Origin of the sequence: Neobacillus vireti (genome assembly GCF_001026695.1) — a bacterium.
Lineage (GTDB): Bacteria > Bacillota > Bacilli > Bacillales > Cytobacillaceae > Neobacillus > Neobacillus vireti.
In genome coordinates, this window is the sequence record NZ_LDNB01000002.1 from 825,310 (window position 1) to 846,123 (window position 20,814).

19 protein-coding genes and 1 pseudogene are annotated in these 20,814 nt (G+C 38.4%); all 20 read left to right on the top strand.

The window, feature by feature from the left end; all coding sequences use genetic code 11:
- Nucleotides 1-142: 142 nt before the first annotated feature.
- The 20 genes and pseudogenes from AA980_RS04315 (at nt 143) to AA980_RS27705 (ending at nt 20,550) form a co-directional block, all read left to right on the top strand.
- Entirely contained in the window at nt 143-2,392 is a 2,250-nt protein-coding gene (locus tag AA980_RS04315; protein ID WP_024029025.1) for a HAMP domain-containing methyl-accepting chemotaxis protein, read from the top strand.
- Nucleotides 2,393-2,728: 336 nt separating this feature from the next.
- Nucleotides 2,729-3,535, top strand: coding sequence for a CheR family methyltransferase (locus AA980_RS04320; protein WP_024029024.1), 807 nt, complete (start codon nt 2,729-2,731; stop codon nt 3,533-3,535).
- A gap of 102 nt (nt 3,536-3,637) precedes the next feature.
- Nucleotides 3,638-4,081 carry a YaaR family protein gene (locus AA980_RS04325; RefSeq protein ID WP_024029023.1) on the top strand — a complete coding sequence of 148 codons (444 nt, stop codon included), beginning with the start codon at nt 3,638-3,640 and terminating at the stop codon, nt 4,079-4,081.
- A gap of 79 nt (nt 4,082-4,160) precedes the next feature.
- Complete coding sequence (locus AA980_RS25645) at nt 4,161-4,583, top strand: DUF6115 domain-containing protein (protein ID WP_024029022.1); 423 nt, start codon at nt 4,161-4,163, stop codon at nt 4,581-4,583.
- 16 nt (nt 4,584-4,599) lie between these two features.
- Nucleotides 4,600-5,490 (top strand): flagellar hook-basal body protein, encoded by an 891-nt coding sequence (locus AA980_RS04335; protein WP_024029021.1) that lies wholly within the window; start codon nt 4,600-4,602, stop codon nt 5,488-5,490.
- A gap of 66 nt (nt 5,491-5,556) precedes the next feature.
- Entirely contained in the window at nt 5,557-6,414 is an 858-nt protein-coding gene (locus tag AA980_RS04340) for a flagellar hook-basal body protein (protein WP_024029020.1), read from the top strand.
- 247 nt (nt 6,415-6,661) lie between these two features.
- Nucleotides 6,662-8,209: a flagellar filament capping protein FliD gene (gene fliD / locus AA980_RS04345; RefSeq protein WP_024029019.1), complete on the top strand. Its 1,548-nt coding sequence runs from the start codon at nt 6,662-6,664 to the stop codon at nt 8,207-8,209.
- Nucleotides 8,210-8,608: 399 nt separating this feature from the next.
- On the top strand, nt 8,609-8,956 hold the full coding sequence (locus tag AA980_RS04350; protein WP_024029018.1) for a carbon storage regulator: 348 nt from the start codon (nt 8,609-8,611) through the stop codon (nt 8,954-8,956).
- A gap of 140 nt (nt 8,957-9,096) precedes the next feature.
- Nucleotides 9,097-10,362 (top strand): flagellin N-terminal helical domain-containing protein, encoded by a 1,266-nt coding sequence (locus AA980_RS28120; protein WP_024029017.1) that lies wholly within the window; start codon nt 9,097-9,099, stop codon nt 10,360-10,362.
- A 373-nt stretch (nt 10,363-10,735) separates the two neighbouring features.
- Entirely contained in the window at nt 10,736-10,813 is a 78-nt protein-coding gene (locus AA980_RS27695) for a flagellin (protein ID WP_407937453.1), read from the top strand.
- A gap of 68 nt (nt 10,814-10,881) precedes the next feature.
- On the top strand, nt 10,882-11,076 hold the full coding sequence (locus AA980_RS04360; RefSeq protein ID WP_024027846.1) for a protein kinase family protein: 195 nt from the start codon (nt 10,882-10,884) through the stop codon (nt 11,074-11,076).
- 240 nt (nt 11,077-11,316) lie between these two features.
- Nucleotides 11,317-11,769 (top strand): JAB domain-containing protein, encoded by a 453-nt coding sequence (locus AA980_RS04365; RefSeq protein ID WP_024027845.1) that lies wholly within the window; start codon nt 11,317-11,319, stop codon nt 11,767-11,769.
- Between the two features lie 13 nt (nt 11,770-11,782).
- Complete coding sequence (locus tag AA980_RS04370) at nt 11,783-12,085, top strand: hypothetical protein (RefSeq protein ID WP_034723741.1); 303 nt, start codon at nt 11,783-11,785, stop codon at nt 12,083-12,085.
- Nucleotides 12,086-12,361: 276 nt separating this feature from the next.
- Nucleotides 12,362-13,231, top strand: coding sequence for a tyrosine-type recombinase/integrase (locus AA980_RS04375; protein WP_024027843.1), 870 nt, complete (start codon nt 12,362-12,364; stop codon nt 13,229-13,231).
- Between the two features lie 14 nt (nt 13,232-13,245).
- Nucleotides 13,246-13,551: a DUF960 family protein gene (locus tag AA980_RS04380; protein ID WP_024027842.1), complete on the top strand. Its 306-nt coding sequence runs from the start codon at nt 13,246-13,248 to the stop codon at nt 13,549-13,551.
- A 661-nt stretch (nt 13,552-14,212) separates the two neighbouring features.
- Nucleotides 14,213-14,689, top strand: coding sequence for a hypothetical protein (locus AA980_RS04385; protein WP_152681085.1), 477 nt, complete (start codon nt 14,213-14,215; stop codon nt 14,687-14,689).
- Nucleotides 14,690-14,786: 97 nt separating this feature from the next.
- The gene (locus tag AA980_RS04390; protein ID WP_024027840.1) at nt 14,787-17,312 is read left to right on the top strand and encodes a hypothetical protein; all 2,526 of its coding nucleotides are present in this window, start codon (nt 14,787-14,789) and stop codon (nt 17,310-17,312) included.
- 143 nt (nt 17,313-17,455) lie between these two features.
- Nucleotides 17,456-18,313, top strand: coding sequence for a tyrosine-type recombinase/integrase (locus AA980_RS04395; RefSeq protein WP_024027839.1), 858 nt, complete (start codon nt 17,456-17,458; stop codon nt 18,311-18,313).
- A gap of 14 nt (nt 18,314-18,327) precedes the next feature.
- The gene (locus AA980_RS04400) at nt 18,328-19,101 is read left to right on the top strand and encodes a hypothetical protein (RefSeq protein WP_024027838.1); all 774 of its coding nucleotides are present in this window, start codon (nt 18,328-18,330) and stop codon (nt 19,099-19,101) included.
- Nucleotides 19,102-19,276: 175 nt separating this feature from the next.
- Nucleotides 19,277-20,550 (top strand): annotated as a pseudogene (locus tag AA980_RS27705) (flagellin N-terminal helical domain-containing protein).
- Nucleotides 20,551-20,814 lie beyond the last annotated feature (264 nt).

A 20,814-nucleotide genomic window follows, 5' to 3' on the forward strand; every position in this document is an offset into this window, starting at 1 on the left:
GAAGGCGTTTATCTGATTACCCTAAGCTGTTGGTAATATGCCGCGTGGATAGATTATGCAAATGTATAAGATAAAAACCTTTAATTGAAATACGAAAAGATGTTAAAAATTTATTTTTATCTGAATAAGGGGATGTTAATATATGCGGGGGAAATTATCAGGTAAACTACCAATTAATGAGTCAGGAATTAAGGCGAATAAATGGCATCGTAAAGTATTACATAAAGTTTTTCGTAAACCATCATTTAAAATGACCATGAATGTTAAACAATGGGGCAGTTATATCATTATCATATTTTTCCTAGCAGCAATCACTTTTGTATCTTATAAAAATATAAACGATTTGAGTGATCAAACGCATAATTTAGGAAATACTCAAATTAAAAAGATTAAATTAATCGGAAATTTAAAAGAGGAGTACACCCGTATTCGACTGTATTCCACCCAACATGCGTTTGAACAAAATCTCAATGATAAGGATAAAATGGAGAAGTTTGTTAATGAGGATTTAGAGAAGGTAAGAAAAAATATAGAAGAAATGAAAAAACTAAACAATTCTAGTAAAGATGCAAAATTATTACAAGAGTTCAAGAAAAACTTTGAAAGTTATGCTGCTATTATTCCATTTTTCTTTAAAGATTCTAAAAGCAACAATTATGAATTTGCCCATTTGCAGTTGGAGGTATTGGCTCCGCTGGGAGAGAAAACGGTTATTTCTCTTGATAAGCTTGCTAAAGATATAGAAAACGATGCTGATGCAGTCATCACGACTACTGAGCAAACTGCATCACAATCTACCAAACAAATTATTTTCGTTTCTCTTATTGCTGTTCTTTTTAGCATCTTAATTTCATTTTTCATGACGAAACTCATTGGTCGCTCCGTTAAAGGGGTAGTAAAAAATGTTGATACTACAACGAATTCAATCAATGAAATAAAAAATTCAATTGCTAAAACGGCTGTCAGTGCACATGAATTAGATGCTTCGATGTTCAAAGCAAACGAATCGGTAAAAGAACTTGTTGATTCTATTCAACGGGTTGCAGGGAACACAAATGAAACGGCAACTGGCGTCGATGAAATCTCCGCTGCAATCGAACAAATGAGTGCTACCATTAATTTAGTTGCAGAAAGTGCCGGTAATTTGGATACTTCGGCTGAAGAAACATCTGCTGCAATCCAGGAAATGATGGTTTCTATCGAACAAGTAGCTGGAAACGCTGGCAATGTAGGTGTAACTGTGGAACAAATCTCTTGTGCGATTGAATTAATGAGCAAATCCATTAATGGGGTTAGCAAAAATGCAGTTAGCTTGCATCAGACTGCTGAACAATCATCTGAAACGGTTAAGGATATGGTGGTTTCCATCAAACAAGTGGCTGACAGTGCGCAAAAAGTGAACCAACTTAGCAACGATGTTAAAAATGATGCCCTTGAAGGAACTGTATCATTGAATGAAACCTTGAATGGAATGAAAGAAATTTCTCAAGTGATTAACCAAGCAAGTAATGTGATGGAAAACTTAGGAAAAAGTTCTGAAGAAATCGGCAGTATTATCGAGGTGATTGATGAAATCGCCGATCAAACCAATCTACTAGCGCTCAATGCTGCGATTGAGGCTGCACGTGCTGGAGAACAAGGGAAAGGATTTGCGGTTGTAGCCGACGAAGTACGTAAATTGGCAGAACGATCAGCAAAAGCTACAAAGGATATTGCTATAAGAATCAAACGGATCCAAAATGAAACCGCTTTTGCTGTTACCTCTATCCAAGACGGAGCACATAAGGTGAAAGTTGGAAATCAATTGGCTGAAAAAACGAAACAGGCAATTACAAAGATTTCTGTTGGTATTGGCCAAGTGACAGAGGAAATGAACCAAATTGCCCGTGCTACAGAAGAGCAAAAGAAGAATAGCGAATCTATTATTAAAGCAGTTGAGAATTTTACCGAGCAAGCAACAGAAATGACCTATACTACAAAAGAACAATCAACGACGGCAGAAGAAATTGTCATCGGAATTACAAATACAAAAACACAGGTTCAACAAATCAGCATGGCAACGGCTGAACAAGCGAAAGGTGGTCGGGCCATCGTTGATGCAGTTGGAAATGTTACGACCCAATCTAGTTCAGTGACAAATGCGACCAAGGAACAGGCTCTCACTGCCGAGGAAATCGTCCGCAATATCAGCAGTATTAAAGAAATGGTCGAACAAATGACGATATCGACGAGTGACCAAGTAAGATATGGTCAGGAAATCGCGTTAGAGGTTGGAAATGTCCAGAAACAATCAGAGGGATTAAATGCTAGTATTGAAACGGAAACAAAAGAAGTGGACGAGGTAGTACTGGCTATCACTGAGGTAAATACACAAATTGCAAAACTAAAGTAATCGGTTTCGCAGGATATAATGCCTTCGCGTATTGCGAAGGCGTTTTAGTATAACTCCTAAATTATCTTGAAGGGACAGGGCTGCCATCTACGTGTTTGATTGATAATTTTAAATAAAATCACCTGATATAAATAAAGTTTTATATAAATCACAAAAACTATCAAAAAGTTTGAATTTAACCTGAAAAATTATGGTAATATGATAAATATATATTTGTCTTTTTGAGGTAAATTCACAAATAGAGAAATCTAAAGTAATTGGCTTATGGAATGGAACGCTTCCACGTCGTTTGAGGAGGGAGGGTATCAGATTCCCGCTTAAAAAGGAAGAGATCAAGTGTTAAATAAACTTATGGAATTAGCTTTATCAATTAAGGAATTTTGCGGAATTGATTTCACTTCAAATCTCGCAAATTTGGAATTGAAAGTATCTAGAAGGCTAAATGAATTAGAGTTAACAATGGACGAATACCTTGTCTATTTAGAGAAAGACCCGAACGAATGGGAGAAACTCGTGGAACAGATCACGATTAATGAAACCTATTTTTTCAGAGAATTCAGCCAACTAGAAGAATTTCAGAATCTCCTTAAGAAACAGACAGGTAAACAAATCAATGTGTGGTGCATCCCTTGTTCAACGGGTGATGAAGCCTATTCGCTTGCGATCTTAGCGCATGAGTTAGAATATTCGACAGGCAATCGTGTCAGAATCTTGGCTTCTGATATAAATAAAAAGGTATTGGATCACGCAAAAAAAGGATTTTATCCAAAGAATTCCTTGGCATTCAGGAGACTTCCGGAAAATAAGGAATATCTTAAAAAGTATTTTATCGAAACAGAGGCAGGCTATGAAGTGAAAAATGAAATCAAACAAATGGTTTCATTTGAACCGTTTAACTTGACCGATTACCCTACATATGCAAAATTCAAACAAATGGATTTTATATTCTGTAGAAATGTTTTGTTCTATTTTAACGAAGAGATTATTAAAAAAGTAATCGAGAGTTTTCATTCAGTCTTAAAAAATGATGGTTATTTATTTTTGGGTCATGCGGAGTCAATCTCAAGTTTCGAGAATAACTTTGTCTCAGTACATACGCAAGATACTTATTATTACAAGAAAAAAATCTTCAGTACTATTTAATGAAATTTGAAGTTAGTTACGAAATAATCACTTCATTATTTTGATTTATTTTGATAGGATAGATAAAGAAATATTTATTCGGAAAGCTGAGGTTGAATCCATTTGAAAATACAAGAACCGGTTAGGGCTAACATGGCTGACCCAAGACTCTCAACAACCGAGCGCTCTTCCAGCAACTCAGCATCATTTCAAAGAATCATGAGCTCCTATTCCAAAGAACTCACCCAGGAACACCTCCATCAACTGCTGCAAGATATTGACCAGCAAGGGGTAGTCCTAAGCGAAAAGCCAACGTTTCATGAACTGAGTAAATACAAGACCCTTGTCAAACAATTTATCGGTGAAGTCACAAAAAACGGGGTGGGTTTGTACCAAACAGAAAGCTGGGATCCGTATGGTGGAAATCAAACATTGAAAACGGTTCAAGTGCTCGACCGCAAATTGATGGAACTAACGGACCATGTATTAAATCAACAAAATGGCGGTCTTTCTATTTTGGAGAGAATTGGAGAAATTAAAGGCTTATTGATCAACCTTTATACGTGAGTATTTCCCTACTTAAAAGGCAAAAATGTCAAGATTCTTACTAAAGCTGCATAAGAAAAAATAGAAAGGGAGCGAATAAGTGCAAAAATATGTAATTGAAATCCTTTTAGGCCTCAATTTGATTGGCGTGATTTATTTGGCTATTCGGGTCTCCTTCAACAATAAATTTGATCCCCAGCAGAAATTACATCAAAAAATAAACGATAATCAAAAACAAATAACTCGTGAAATTACTGAGTTAAAAATAGCGCTAAACCACTTACATAAAACCTTTCAACAGGAGTCCGAGCAGTGGCGGAGCGAAAGGCAAGCATTGGAAGCATCAATAAAGGCTGCTAGGAAATCAAACATTGGCCAGAATTTATTACTAAATGATCGTTATAAAGAGATATTTGATTTACAGGCTCAAGGGTTTTCCGTGGATCAAATTGCTAAGAAGCTTGAGAAAGGCTCTGGTGAAGTAGCCTTCATTTTACAGCTGGCTGCTCAAGCTCGTACCTAAGGAGAGGGGTTTAATCATGATAAGAGGTTTGTACTCTGCAGCATCGGGAATGTTTGCATTAGAACGGAAGCAAGAAACATTAGCCGATAATCTAGCCAATGCGCAAACACCTGGATATAAAAAGGATGACGCGGTCCAACGAGCGTTTCCAAAATTATTTATGCAACGAATTCAGGACTTTAGTGAAAACGGAAACGTCCAAGCTGCTGGCGCCTTCCAACTCCCTGGACAGGCGGTTCGGATTGGAGAACTATATAACGGAGTGTATACACAGGAACGGATACCTAGTTTCAATCAAGGGTCACTCGTTCAAACGTCAAATCCGTTGGACCTTGCGATTGAAGATCAGGGGATTCCCGCACAAATGATTAATGGCCGCCAAGTGAAGCCGGCTGCCTTCTTTGCCGTACAGATGCCTGATGGAACCGTTGGCTACACACGGAATGGAAAGTTAGATTTAGACGCAAATGGTCATCTGGTTACATCGGAAGGGTATCTTGTGTTAGGGGCGGATCATACACCGGTCACAATCACAGAAAGTATTTCCAAAGAGGATTTGTCCATTAATGCGGATGGCCAGTTGATTGCTTATCCTAATAATCCTTCTAAAACTAGGGTGGCCGGTCAGATTGGCATCGCAGTCGTGCAAAATCCACTCGAACTTCGCCGGGTAGGAGGAAATGTATTCCAGTCTGCGAACCAGGTGCCATTTATTCAAGACGCTGGAGGTACTAATCCGGGAATTTCTCTTCACCAAGGTTTCATCGAACAATCGAATGTCGATACTGGCCAAACGATGACGAATATGATGATGGCAATAAGAGGGTATGAGGCAAATCAAAAGGTAATTAGCGTATATGATAATTCATTGCAGCAGCTATACTCGATTGGAAAGATGAACGGATAACGTAAAGTCTCTACTAGTTAGACCGTTACTATACGATTAATAACGTTAGAATAGGAGATAAGGAAATTGAATACTTCATTATTTATCTCATCCGGTGCATTGCAAGCATACCAGCAAAAAATTGATACGACCGCAAATAATGTGGCCAATGTAAACACGACCGGATTTAAACGCAAGGACCAAAGCTTTTCTGAGATTTTAGCTTCGCAAATAAATAATCAAGGCCGGACAAATCAGGAAATTGGACGGCTTACTCCAAATGGTTTGCGAGTCGGTTATGGCACGCGAACAGGGCTTACGCAACTGGACATGGAACAAGGACAAGCGATTCAAACAGGCAACCCATTTGATCTGATGATCTCCGGAAATGGTTTTTTCCAAGTAGCCTATCCATCTGCGACTGCCGGTGGCGCTAACGAAGTTCGGTATACTCGTGATGGGAATTTCCATGTAAGTCCTGCTGCAAATAAACCGGGGAGCTATCATTTGGTCAATGCAAATGGCGGTCTTTTACTAGATCAGAATGGTCGGCCGATTGAGCTGGATGGTCAATATGAAGTGAACATGGATTCTACAGGTCAAATCCAGCTGAAAGATAAAAATGGCCAAGGTGGAGCATTTCTATCAGCGCAGCAGGTGGGCATAGTTGATATTCAAAATCCGCATGTCTTACAGAATGATGGAAATAATGAATTCTCGATAGCCGCTAGTGCATTAACAAATGGAGCAACCGCAGCTAACTATGTGAGAATGATGACCATTGGTGAGGCGCAAATCTCAACTGGTTATTTAGAAGGCTCGAATGTGGATTTGTCAAAAGAGATGACAGATTTAATGACAGCGCAGCGGGGCTATCAATTGAACGCTAGAGCGGTTTCTTATGGTGATCAGATGATGGGGATTGCGAATAGTATATTGAAGTGATTTTTTAGTAACGGCCGCAACCTGGTGAATGACTGCTAGGTGATTGCGGCTTTTTTTACATATTAACTATGATGAAAAAAACCTAAAAGAAATTTATCTTTTAAACTTTTTTAAGATTCATCCGATAGATTATTATAAATGGGCATTTATTTATGAAACGACCATAAAAAGATAGACTCTGGACAAAATCGAATAAATTATCCCAAATTTAATTAAAAAATAAATTGTTTTAAAGGAGGAACACACAATGGTTAACTTAACAACACATATTTCTGGACTTGCCTCTGGATTAGATACGGAGAAATTGGTAAGTGACATGATGAAGGTCAACAAAATACCTCTAGATAAACTGCAACAAGCGAAAATACTAAACAGCTGGAAAACCGATGCTTACCGGGAAATCAATACGAAAATAGCAAGCTTTAGAGATGCAATGCAGGATTTAAGATTGGAAGGAACGTTTAATGCGCAAAAAGCAACATCAAGTAGTGCAAGTATCGATGTTTCAATGGCAGGAGTGTCAACACAACTGAATTTTACGATTTCTGAAGCAGTATTGGCAAAACCTGCTACAAGTAGTTCTGTAAGTTTTGATACAAAAATAGGAAAAGGTACGGACAGGATAGACCCTGATGGGAAAGAGGGTGAAATGTTAGAGTTTGAAATAAATGGTAAAAAAATCACAATACCAAAAACAAGTACATTTGATGAAGCGATTGCCGCAATTAATTCTAAAAGCGCAGATACAAACGTCAAAGCTGCAAATGTGGGTGGGTCACTTGTTTTTACTTCAACGAAAGTCGGAGAAAACAATCCCATTACGATTTCTAGTTTTAACGCTGAGGGGTCGCTATTAAAGATTGCTAACGGTTCTACTAGCGATAGCACTAGTTTTCCTAAAGGAACTTTTTTCTCCAAGGGTTCCGGTTTAGAACCAGGGTATGTTGTCATTAACGGAACACAAATCAATGTATCAGAAAACACCTTTACATATGATGGCGTCCAAATCACGTTAAAAGATGGAATTTCAGCAGGCAGCAATGTGGGTATAAGCGTTAGTGCGGATACGGATAAGATTTTTGACAAACTGAAAACGTTTGTTGATAAGTACAATGAGCTTATAAAAGATTTAAATGACAAACTTGGTGAGAGTAAAAATCGCAACTACCCACCGCTTACTGAAGCTCAAAAGAAGGATATGAAAGAAGCAGATATTAAGCTTTGGGAGGATAAAGCGAAGAGTGGCCTGTTAGCTAATGATCCAACGATACGTCAATTTCTTACCCAGTTACGGACAAGCATGAGTGAAACGATCCAATCGGCAGGGATTAATCCAGATTTTAACTCTCTGCAAAAAATTGGTATTACGACAAGTACTGATTACAGAGAGAATGGTAAATTAACTTTAGATGAGTCTAAGCTAAAATCGCTGTTAACGAGTAATTTGACTGATATCCAAAAAATGTTTTCCAACAAGATTGATACTGTCAATCCAAATGATACAACTGTAACAAGTGCTGTCAAACACCAAAACAGTGGATTTGGGGTCAGAGTTTATGACCGAATTGCCGATGCGTTATCGCAATTAAAAGTAAAAGCTGGAGCGCCGGGTACGATTGCTATTAACAGTGATTTGGGTAAAGAGGCTAAGTCGCTTGATGATCGAATCTCCAAACTTCAAGTCCGTGTGAATGCACAAGAGCAAGCATTATGGGTCAAATTCAATGCGATGGAAAAAGCCCTGCAAAAATTGAATACACAGAGTTCTTTCTGGGCTCAACAATTGGGTCAATAGTATTTTTATACAAGAACAAAAAAACGTAGTCAGAATTTCATTTTGACTGCGTTTTTTATTGGATGAACAAATTATTAATATAGCTAAACATTTCACACAAGACGCCGATAATTATCAATACCAAGGTGTTGTTTGCGAAAAAAATCGGTAAAAAAACTAGTTAAAAAGAACTAAACTAAATATTTGATTTACCGATAATAAATAATACCAAGGGATTCTTTGAGGGAAAATGCAAAAAAACAAATTGTTAAAAATAACTAAACAAACAGTTTGATTGACCGATAAGAATATATACCAAGGTAATCCTTCGGTACATAAACGAAAGTGATTTTGATAATGAAGTTCTAAAGATACTTAAAAAGATGATTATTACGTTCATGACTTTTGGAGGATGCTAGCATGCTTATTGTAGGCAGAGAAATCGGACAATCCGTGATCATAGCTGACGTCATTAAAGTGACTGTACTACAAATTGGTTCCAAACTGCGGTTAGCCATTGATGCACCACAGCATATGCGCATTTCTCAAGTCAAACAAACTGGAAGTAGTAAGGACAAGTTGAAAAGGGGTGCTAGAATCATCGGTGCCACTACGCTTATTGGAGATTTGATAAAAGTAACGATTCTCCATACTGAATCAGGATTACTCCGCTTTGCGATCGATGCACCAAAAGAAATTAGCATCTTTCGAGAGGAATTGTATAAAGAAAACTTCTTATCAATTAATCAAAATGTACTCAGTCTTTAGATTTTGATATTTTTATCAAAAATCATTTCTAGTTAACTACTTTTGATAATAGACCCATTGGGTTTTATTATAAATAATCTTCAAAAGGGAAATATCCCAATCGAAATCAAATTTTATTATTATAGGGAGGAAAAGTAATTATGCAAATTAACCACAATCTTACAGCAATGAACACACTTCGTCAGTTGAATACTGCTTCTAACGCCCAGGGTAAATCGATGGAGAAATTATCTTCAGGTCTTCGTATTAACCGTGCTGGAGATGACGCAGCAGGCTTAGCGATTTCTGAAAAAATGCGTGGACAAATTCGTGGGTTAGATATGGCTTCTAAGAATGCACAAGATGGTATTTCATTAATTTCAACTGCTGAAGGAGCTTTGAATGAAACGCATGATATTCTTCAACGTATGCGAGAACTTTCTGTTCAATCTGCAAATGATACAAATACATTAGATGATAGAAAAGAAATTCAAAAAGAAGTTGAACAATTAAAGTCTGAAATCAACCGCATTTCTGAAACTACAGAGTTCAATACTCAAAAGTTATTAAATGGTAGCTTGGGAGTTTCAGGGACTTCTAGTGATAAATCAAAAGTTGATATCACAACGGCTACTGGACTAGCACAAGGTAACTATACAGTTACTGTTGATACAGCAGCAACAAAAGCAAGTGCTGCTGCTGGTTCCGCAGACGTAAAGACTGCTCCAGTAGATGTTTCAGCAAAAGAATTGGTAATCAATGGAACAAAGATTGATTTTAGTGGTATGACTGCTGCAACTCAAACCGATATTTTAAATAAAATTAATGAGTATTCAAATGTTACTGGAGTGAAAGCTACTGCTGGTGGTAATAATGTAAAATTAGACCAAACTGAGTTCGGTTCCGAAAAGAAAATTGTTCTTGGTGGTGCTGACGCTGCTGAATTTGGTGGAGTAATTACAGCTGGAAAAGATGCAGTAGTTACAATTGCTGGTCCAGATAGCGCTACACAACAGGTGGCTGGTTTAGGTCAAACTGTAGGGTTTAAAGGGGCTGAATTAGTTGCAAAAGGTGCAGCTACTGAATCGGCAACTATCACTGTAACTGGTGGTGGAGCAACTCTTCACATTGGTGCTAATAAAGGTCAAAGTATGTCAGTTGATATTAATGAGATTAGTACAAATACGCTTGGTGATAAAGCAAATAATGATTTAGTAAAAGATATTAACTTAACTACACAAAAGGGTTCAAATGATGCACAAAAAGTTTTAGACGAAGCTATTAAACAGGTATCAGGAGAACGTTCTAAACTTGGCTCTTTCCAAAATCGTTTAGAGCATACAATTAATAACTTAAGCACTTCTTCTGAAAACTTAACTGCTGCGGAATCACGTGTACGTGACGTAGATTATGCTTTAGCTGCTTAAGCGGTGACAAGCACAGTCGTCCTAGCTGGTAACGGCTAGTGATTATTATCGGGTGAATTGCTGGAAACCCCTTAGAGCTTTTCTTACCACAACGTTGTTGGAAACGGCAAGCGTGATGGTTTGAAAAAAGAAAAGATTGGGCAATCAGCAGCCGAGCTCCTGTCTCGAAAGAGTGGAGAAGGTTCAACGACTAGGATAGACCATCTAAGGCGAAAGCTATGATGATGAAATCCATAGGTGAAACAATGGTCATCAGCATTGTGAATCCGAAGTGCCCGACCCCTACTAATCATAGAGGGTGAAGATATAGTCTAGTCATTTATGAAAGTAAATGTTCGCACGATGGCGAAAGAAATGATGAACTAAGAACTCGATTCTTGCACAAGCAGCACAAGCAATGTTGGCTCAAGCAAATCAGCAGCCACAGGGCGTACTTCAACTTCTTCGTTAATTTTAAAATATTTGAAAGGGACTCTAGTATTACTAGGGTCTCTTTTCACACATAGGGGGGTGAATTAAGTGAATATAGTTGAAGAATATGAAAAAGAAATAGCAGGTAGACTTGTGAGTATAGTAGTTAGGCACGAACAAGATAAACCATTGCCTTATTATGCTGTAAGTTCACTTAATGTTGATGGTTCTGGAAAAACTTTAGAAGAAGCAAAGATGAAATGTGAAAATGCAACTAAGATGGAAATAAGCATGAACAGGTAGATTCGATTGCCAGTCCACGGAAGCATATGGACGGTTAAAAGTAGGAATGGACAGCCAACAGCTATCACCATTTACGCAGTGAAAGTATAAATTATGCATTTTGGCATTCTAGGAACTGCTGGAAGGCGAAACAACTAGAATATCAAGCATATATCATAATATTAACATGATGTTCATCAAAACGGGGCTTTTCTCTTCGGAGGGAAGTCCTTTTTCTATTTTGGAGGAGGAATCGTAATCATGAAAAATCAATCTGCAAAACGTGTAAACATTGTAAACCTAAAGTTAGTAAAGGAATCAAGCATGCTTTACAAAAATCGTTGTGTACGAAGCTCTGAAGATGGCTATCAATTGTTGAAGCAATTCTTAGGAGACATGGATAGGGAGTATTTTGTTGTTATTTGTTTGGACACAAAAAATCAGCCAACAGCCATTAACATCTGTCACATTGGAAGCCTAAACGCAAGCATAGGACATCCAAGAGAATGCTTCAAGCCTGCCATTTTGAGTAACGCAGCATCAATCCTTGTTAGTCATAACCATCCTAGCGGGAAAAGTGGCGAAAGCAGGGAGGATGTGGAGGTCACTAAAAGATTAGTACAGGCAGGTAAAATCATAGGTATTGACGTGATTGACCATATAGTGCTGGGTGATGGGGAGTATGTTTCTCTCAAGGAAAAAGGTTACATTTGAATGGAGGAAATTGATGATGAATCTAAAATGGTTTACTGGAAGAATGAAGAAGATTTTTAATGTTGATGTCAAAATGGACGAAGTAGGATATGAAGCTTTGGATTTCTGTCATGAAGAACTGGATGATTTGCTCATTCCAGCGGAACACTTAGAAAAGCTGCCTGACCCTTTGCTCCTTGACACGCTCTCGTATGTGGATGATAAGGGATATGAGTGGATAGCAGGCTTTGTCTTGGAAGATGAAACGAAAAGAAGGTTGTACGAAGTTTGGATAAGGAACGGGGAACAAATTGCCTATGAAATGTATTTTGACTAAAATTCATTTGAACGTTTTTGCCAAGCAGATTTCGCGACATTTCTTTCTGTTTACTCATGACAAAACTATTTGGACAATTATTCACAATTGCAGAATGTATGAGCGGCAAAGAATCGGTATCATTTCTGTATGAAAAAACTGTCGACATTATTATATAACTGTCGTGAGCTGGTTAAGAAAGGAACAGGAAAATGAATACAAAGAAAACGTAAATAGCTATTGGTGTATGAATGCGTACATCAATAGCCTTTTTTCATTTTTGGAGGTGAATCAATCTTGGAAATTGATGAATTTGAACAATGGCTCTTTACAGATGGGAAAGCAGCCAAAACAATCGAGTCCTATGTGAACGATGTCAAAGGATTCCAATCATATTTACAAGAGAAGTTTAAGGGTGTTCCAGTCTTATCCCGCTTCTCATTTGTGAGGTACAAGGAACATTTGATGAAGGATGGCTATGCCATTTCTACCATCAACAAGAAGATTAATAGCCTAAAGGTCTACAACGATTTTCTAAGAACCGAAGGAGCCCTAAGTGAATCATTCATTCAGTTGAAGCGGGATAGAATCAAAATTGCCGCTGGAAGTGAGGTCAATGTAGATGCACTTTCAGAAGAACAGGTGGAGCAATTGCTTTTCTATGTTGAAAACAGAGGCAAAGTTAGCACTCGTAACAAGCTGGTTGTCTATTTGTTGCTCTATACGGGTGTAAGGGTCAGTGAATTAGTTTCAATCAAGATTACAGACATTGATTTCTTGACGAATCAATTGACGGTGATTGGCAAAGGCGAAAAGAGACGTGAAATCGGGCTTAGACAGGATGTACTTCAATTAGTAAGGGACTACATGAAGGAAGAGCGTTCGGGGTCTATTTTCAGCTATAGCGACTATTTGTTAGTAAGCCAGAGGGCAGAAAAAATGCACCGTGACGCAGTGAGGGATTGGTTAGCAAAAGTTTCAAAAGTACTAGGGTTCAAACTGCATCCACATTTGTTTCGGCATACGTTTTGTACAAGGTTGTTGAAAAAAGGTGTAGACCTTACGACTGTAAGCAAGCTGGCGGGGCATTCCACTGTGAATATGACAGCAAGGTTCTACATCCAAACAACCAAGCAAGAGAAGATGGATGCGGTGAATTTATTATAAAGGCGGTGGCGGAATTGTTTGAAAAGGACAAGCCAAGATACGTAACAAGACAAATCGCTTCAGATGTGAGTATGGAAATACAGACATTGCTTTGGAGGATGATTGGCAAGCGTAGGAGCAATCAAGAACTATTGGATTATTTACAAGTGTTTCATCTTCAAAGAAGCGGTGATATGCAAAGGATTACAAACAAGCAGGAACAGCCGCTAATGGAAATGGCTGTCCAATTGGAACTGAAAGAGAGTCAATCTTTTGATACAACCATTTGGATTGTGGATGATGGTTCCCATTGTACTATGATGTTTCCAAATGACTACTGATTGGAGGGAAAAGAATGGATACTAAGCAAATTCTAATCATCAAAAAAGTGGTATGTGCTATTTTGGTTATTGCTTTGGAAGAATTATCAAAGAAAAATAGAAGGTAAAAGGAATCGCAATTTTTGCATGATGAACAGGAATCCATAATTGATTCTTGTTTTTTTTGACATTCTTTTGACTGCCTAATGAAGGGTCAGAAGAGGCAATAGCAACAGTTTGATGCTACTGACGCTACTATAGGCAATGAGCAGTACGGTCACATCGGATAGAAATTTTTTTCAAGATATAAATGGAAAATAAGGGTGAATAATCTTTCAGCAGATTATCTTTTGAAAAAAGCTTCTAATTTGTGTCTAAATTGTGACGGTCAGCAAGACTTAGTCTACAAGTCCGAAAAAATCAGATTGAATATTAAAATGAGTTGGAATTATTTTATTTTAATCGCGAACAGATAGGAATTTTTTTCAATTATTTCAATCTGGAAGACTCGTAGACCTAGCATAAACGTCTGAAATAGTTTATTTGTGAATTTACCAAAACCGTTGATATATAAGGGTTTGTTGTTGAATTGCAATATGTTTTTAGGTGTAATATTATGTCTCTTGCAAGGAAGTTGCTAAAACTATTTCAAAAAAATGGAGCTTATCGGAGGGTCATAAAAATGCAAAAACTTCAATCGAAATTAGTTCGTCCTTCAAACAAGTATTTCTTTGATGATGGAGCCAAGAATGGAAAAATCTTTTCCGTGGATGTTAAAGAGTTTGATAGTTACTATCACGATTCAGGCAAGCGAGTTGCCCTTAACACCAAAGTAGAGTTTATAAAACCTAATGGTGAATTTTTCTACTTGTATTACGCTCCAACTATCACATGGTCTGAAAAAGGAAAGTTTTTGAAAATGCTTCACGACTTAGATGTTGTTCCAGCGGAAGGTGAAGAACTGGATATTAATGCACTAGTAGGTATGAATGTAACAGCTACGATTGAAAACGTGGAACGTGACAATGTTGTTTACAGCAATATTGTTAGAATCCAAAAAAGAGGTACTAGTACTCAAGCTAAAGCACAGAAAGAAGAAGATAGCGAAATGATGAAGCAACTTTTTGATGTAGATGATATCGACTTCGGTGACATGTAATATCCCTAATAAAGCAACAGTACAGGCTATAGCGGCAATGGTTGGTATAGTCGGTACTGACGCTACATGAGACAAAACAAAAAGGAGACGAACAAGAATGACACATATAGAAGCAAGTACAACTGAGGAAATGATAATGGAATCCCTTTCCATGTTGAAACGAAACGAGGATGTAACAGAATTACGCATCTTGAAAACAACTAAAGGCACAGTTAGTGGATACTTCGACGATTACCAAAAGTTAGCGGATGTCGTAGCGGAATATGACGGAAAAGTTCCAGCAATCTATTTTACTCTTAATCCCGCAAAACCTGATTTGCTTTCAAGGGCAGCAAACCGTGTTATACAACGAGCAAAGAATACGACTGCAGATGCTGACATTGAATGCAGACGTTGGCTTCCGATTGATTTTGACCCTGTTCGTCCATCTGGTATTTCATCAACAGATGAAGAACACAAAGCCGCTCACACAATGGCAAAAGAAGTGAAACAATTTTTGACGGGCAGGGGTTGGAGTGAACCGATTGTAGCTGATAGCGGCAATGGTGTGCATCTTATCAAACAAGCGTTGGAAGCATTGGACTTCCAATTCAGTAGTGAATCAGTCAATGTTGATAGAAGCGTATATAATGCCGCTCGAATTTGGAAGCTTTATGGCACAATGGCTTGCAAAGGCGACCATACAGATGAACGCCCACATCGGTTATCACAAATTTTGACCTATCCAGAAGAACTGAAAGAGGTATCGAAGGAACAACTACAGGCATTAGCCTCTTTATGTCCAAAAGTTTCGAAGCCAACTTCCAAAAAGGGCAATATGGAAGAAGGGTTTGATTTGGATTCATTCATTGAACAACATCAACTGGATGTTTCCTTTATCGCTCCATGGCAAAAAGGGGCAACCAAGTATGTATTATCAACTTGTCCATGGAATGAAAGTCATACGAATGGAAGTGCCTTTATTATCCACTTTACTAATGGTGGAATTGCTGCAGGTTGCCATCATAATAGCTGTTCAGAAGAAAACTGGCAAACATTACGGAAGAAGTTTGAGCCGAATTGGAATCCAACTTCCCAAAATGAGGAATCCAAAAAGGAATCACAAGCGGACATTTTGATTGGGGTAGGCGAAGAGGCTGAGTTCTTCCAAAATGATTTGGGAGATGCCTTTGCTGCGGTAACCATTAATGGTCATAAAGAAGTATTAAAAGTGAAAAGTAAGAAATTTAAAATGTGGCTAACAAAGCAATTCTATGACGCTACAAAAAAAGCACCAACTAGTGATGCAATGAATCAAGCACTAGGGGTCATGGAAATGAAAGCAGCCTTTGACGGGGATGAACATAGCTTGCAGTTGCGAGTGGCGGAAAAGGATGGCGCATTTTACTATGACTTAGCCAATGAGGATTGGAGTGTTGTAAAGGTTGAGCCGAATGCTTGCCATATATTGAATGAACCGCCAATCCTATTTACTCGCAATAAGAATACGAAAGCACAAGTATTGCCTGATTTTACAGGTGATTTAAAACGATTACTAAATCATGTGCGAATTAAAAATGAAGATGACCAAATTCTTTATCTCACTTATGTTGTTACTTGCCTTATTTCGACTATTCCGCATGCTGTACTGGTATTCAGCGGAGAAAAAGGAGCATCTAAATCCACTTCCATGCGATTAACTAGACAAATCGTTGACCCCGCCGTACAAGATTTGCTTACAATGCCTAATAGTTTGCAAGACTTGGCACTATCATTGGCAAACAACTACATGCCATCTTTTGATAATTTAGATGGTTTGTCAGCCGAAAAAAGCGACCTATTATGTATTGCTTCTACAGGTGGTGGGTTTAGCAAGCGCACATTGTTTACAGATGATGATGAAACATTACTTGAACTCCGACGATGTGTTGGATTGACAGGTATCAATGTAGTTGTCACAAGAGCGGATTTGATTGACCGTTCAATCATCATTGAATTAGACCGTATTCCAGAGGATGAACGAAAAGAAGAACGAGATGTATGGGAGTCATTTGAAAAGGATAGAGCATCCATTGTGGGAGGAGCCTTGCAAGCTTTGGCAAACGCAATGGCTATCTATCCAAACGTGAAATTAGACAAACTCCCAAGGATGGCTGATTTTACCCGATGGGGCTATGCGATTGCAGAAGTTTTAGGGTATGATGGTGAGCGCTTTTTACAGGCTTATCGTAAGAATCTTAATCAATCCAACGAAGAAGCCATTTCTTCACATCCAGTAGCCGCTACCGTTGTAGCTCTAATGAAAGACAAACAAAAATGGTCAGGCTCCGTTGCTAGTTTGCTAGGTGAACTAGAACGTGTAGCGGAACAAGAAAAGATTAATACCAAAGTCAAAACATTCCCGAAAGCGGCTCACATTTTGAGTAGAAGGCTAAAGGAAGTGAAGTCTAATTTGGAGGATGTTGGGATTACATTTGACATTAGACATGCAGGAGATTCCAAAAAGGTATCCATTCAAAAGTCTGGTAACAAGGTTGTTCCCATTCGTCCACAAAAAGGAACATTGAAACGGACAGGAACCGATTCAAATGAAGTCACAGATATTGAGCTGTCAGAAGGTTACGATGAATTTGCGGGATGGTAATCATCCTTTTTTTACACCAACAGTAGTGTCAGTAGCGAAAGAAGCGTTGCTACTGACGCTATTGGAGGCAGTTCCCACCCGAATCAAAACGAGAATCAAAAATTATATTATTACCTTGTATTTATTGGAAAGGGGATATTGACATGTTATTCATGGAATCAGTTGAACTCTTTGGAAGGTACCAAGCAAACATTGAACGAAGTCCAGTAACCATAAAAGCCTATAATGAGGATTTGTCACTTTTGAGCCGTTATCTTGAAGAAAAATACAACAGTCCAGTTTACCTAGAGGACATTACACAAGAGGATGTGCAGGAGTATCTTTATTATCTGAAGGAGGTTAAAGGGCAGCAGCCAATTAGCAGAAAACGTGTGTTAGGGAGCATGCGGTCATTCTTCGGCTATGCCTACAAAAGCGAATGGTGCGACAAAAACGTAACTGCAAGACTAGAGCCAATCAAATGTCAGCAAAAGGAGCGGCAATATCTATCAGAAAAAGAAGTTAATCAGTTTGTGGATGCGATTCAACACAAATTGGCTCGATTAGTGGCACAAACCCTTTATTTCACTGGAATGCGTATTTCCGAATGCCTAAACCTACAAGTGGATGATGTCGATTTAGAAGAAAATCTCATTCACATTAGACATGGGAAGGGGAACAAAGACCGTTTTGTTCCAATCAATTCAAAATTGAAGGGGTTACTTGTGGATTACACGGAAAACTGGAGGGTGAATTCTGACTACTTCTTTGCCACAAGGAACACGGGTATGTTTTCAAAAACTAGAGTATCCAAGATATTTAGGGATACAAATCTAGCATTGGGATGGAAAAAGAACGTGACCGCACACATTTTGCGTCATTCCTTTGCTTCAAAACTTGTCCAAAACGATGTTCACTTGGTCAAGATTTCAAAATTGCTGGGGCATAGCAGCCTAAAAACAACGAGCATTTATGTCCACAGCAATATGGATGATTTGAAAGATGCTGTTAATACGTTGTAAAGGAGAGAGAGCAAATGGCTAAAGCGGAAGTATTGCAACCGATTTATGATGACAAGGTCAAAAAGATATTGAAATTATTGGGTGATGGTTTTTCAAGGGAAGAAGTCGCTGCCCAGTTTCAGTATTCAACTTATCGTTCGATGGATGGCTATATGGGTCGTAAGAACTTTGTTTGGGACAAGCGAAAAAATACTTATGTACCAGCGGATTCTATAAAAGCTTCACTTGAAACAATGGTGAATTTCCCATCAGACCGAGTCCGAAGAATCGAAATGGAATTGAACAAGGAAGGGGCGGATTTGAAGGAGGTTGCATCGAAGGTAGGATTCGAAAATCATTTGGAAATGGCTTCTTATATGAAGTCAAAAGGCTTTGAATGGTCACAGGAAGCGGGGAATTATCTCTCTACTTCTCCGACCGTACCTAATGATGAGGGAGGAGTTGCTACTTCCAGTATTGACGCTTCATTAGAGGGCTCGCTCTGTGTTGGGAACGGCGGTATGGAGCAATTCCTACCTTTACTCGAATGGTTAGTTTCCAACAAGGAGGGCTTGCAAAGTCTTTTAGGAGCGTCAGTAGCGTCAGGACAAATTCCCCGCTTTACTCTTCCAGGTCAATTTATCACAAAATCAGTTCATATGACGAACACACTTGACCAAATGGTTCGAGACTTTAGTAAGGAAAAGAACATCAATCAGCGGGAAATTTTCGAGGTTGCATTGATTGAATTCTTTCAGAAGTACGGTTATGAGCGAGAAGTTGGGATATTACTGCAACAAAATGCCTAGCAAATGGCTTTCAAATGGAAGAAATGATGAACAGTTTATAATGGTTTCCTTTTGGACAACTGTTTTTCATTCTTCCATTTTTTCATGATTTCCTAATGTTTTGGAACAGGTTCTTTCCATTATGTTTGGTTTTCCTAATGATGCAACTTCACATTTTGCAAATTCCTTGGGTCACATGGGTTTCTGGATTGGGAAGAATTTTGATTTTGAGGTTGCTTTTCGTCAGTTGAATACTGCATCAACTGCACAAACAAAATCAATGGAGAAATTATCTTCAGGTCTTCGTATCAACCGTGCGGGAGATGACGCAGCAGGTCTTGCAATCTCCGAAAAAATGCGTGGACAAATTCGTGGTTTAGACCAAGCTTCTGCAAATGCTCAAGATGGTATCTCATTGATTCAAACAGCTGAAGGTGCATTAAATGAAACTCATAGCATTCTTCAACGTATGCGTGAATTTCTTTTCTATCGTCAAATGATACAAACACATTAGATGATAGAAAAGAAATTCAAAAAGAAATGGAACAGCTAAAATCTGAAGTTGACAGGATTTCAGGAACAACTGAGTTTAATACTCAAAAATTATTAAATGGAAGCCTTGGTGTTACAGGAACTTCCTCAGCTAAAGCTAAAGTCGATGTTACATCTGCTACAGGATTAACAAAAGGTAATTATGATATCACGATTGATACTGCTGCAAAAAAAGCAACTGCGGTAGCTGGTACTACTGATCTTAGTGGTGCTGTAGATGTTTCTGGAAAAGAATTAGTGATTAATGGTACCAAAATTGATTTTTCAGGAATGAAAGCTGCAAAGGTACAAGATGTAGTAAATAAAATCAATGAATACAAAGATGTTACTGGTGTACAAGCAACAATAGATGGTACTGGTAAACTTACTCAATTAGACCAAACATCATACGGCTCTAACGCAACAATCACATTAGGTGGAGCAGATGCTTTAGAATTTGGTGGTGCTGTAACAGCAGGCGTAGATGCAGTCATTACAGTTAAGAATCCAAATGGTTCAACTGAGCAAGTAAAAGGATTAGGACAAGAAGTAGGATATCATGGTGCAGAATTTGTTGCAAAAGGTGCAGCAGCTGATACAGCAACTATTACTGTTACTGGTGGTGGTGCGTCATTACAAATTGGTGCTAATAAAGACCAAAATATGATTGTAGACATTAATGAAATCAGTACTAATACTCTTGGTGATAAAGCCAATGGTGATTATGTGAAGGATATTAATGTAACTACACAATCAGGAGCAAACGATGCAATAAAAGTTTTAGATGAGGCTATTAAACATACTTCAGCAGAACGTTCTAAACTAGGTGCATTCCAAAATCGCTTAGAACACACAATTAATAACCTAGGAACATCTTCTGAAAACCTAACTGCTGCGGAATCTCGTATCCGTGACGTAGATTATGCTTTAGCTGCCTAAGAGCAGTAACAAGCACAGTCGTCCTAGCTGGTAACGGCTAGTGAGTATTATCGGGTGAATTGCTGGAAAACCCTAAGAGCTTTTCTTACCACAATGTAGTTGGAAACGACAAGCGTGATGGTGTGAAAAAAGAAAAGATTGGGCAATCAGCAGCCAAGCTCCTGTCTCGAAAGAGTGGAGAAGGTTCAACGACTAGGATAAACCATCTAAGGCTTCGGCTATGATGATGAAATCCATAGGTGAAACAATGGTCATCAGCATTGT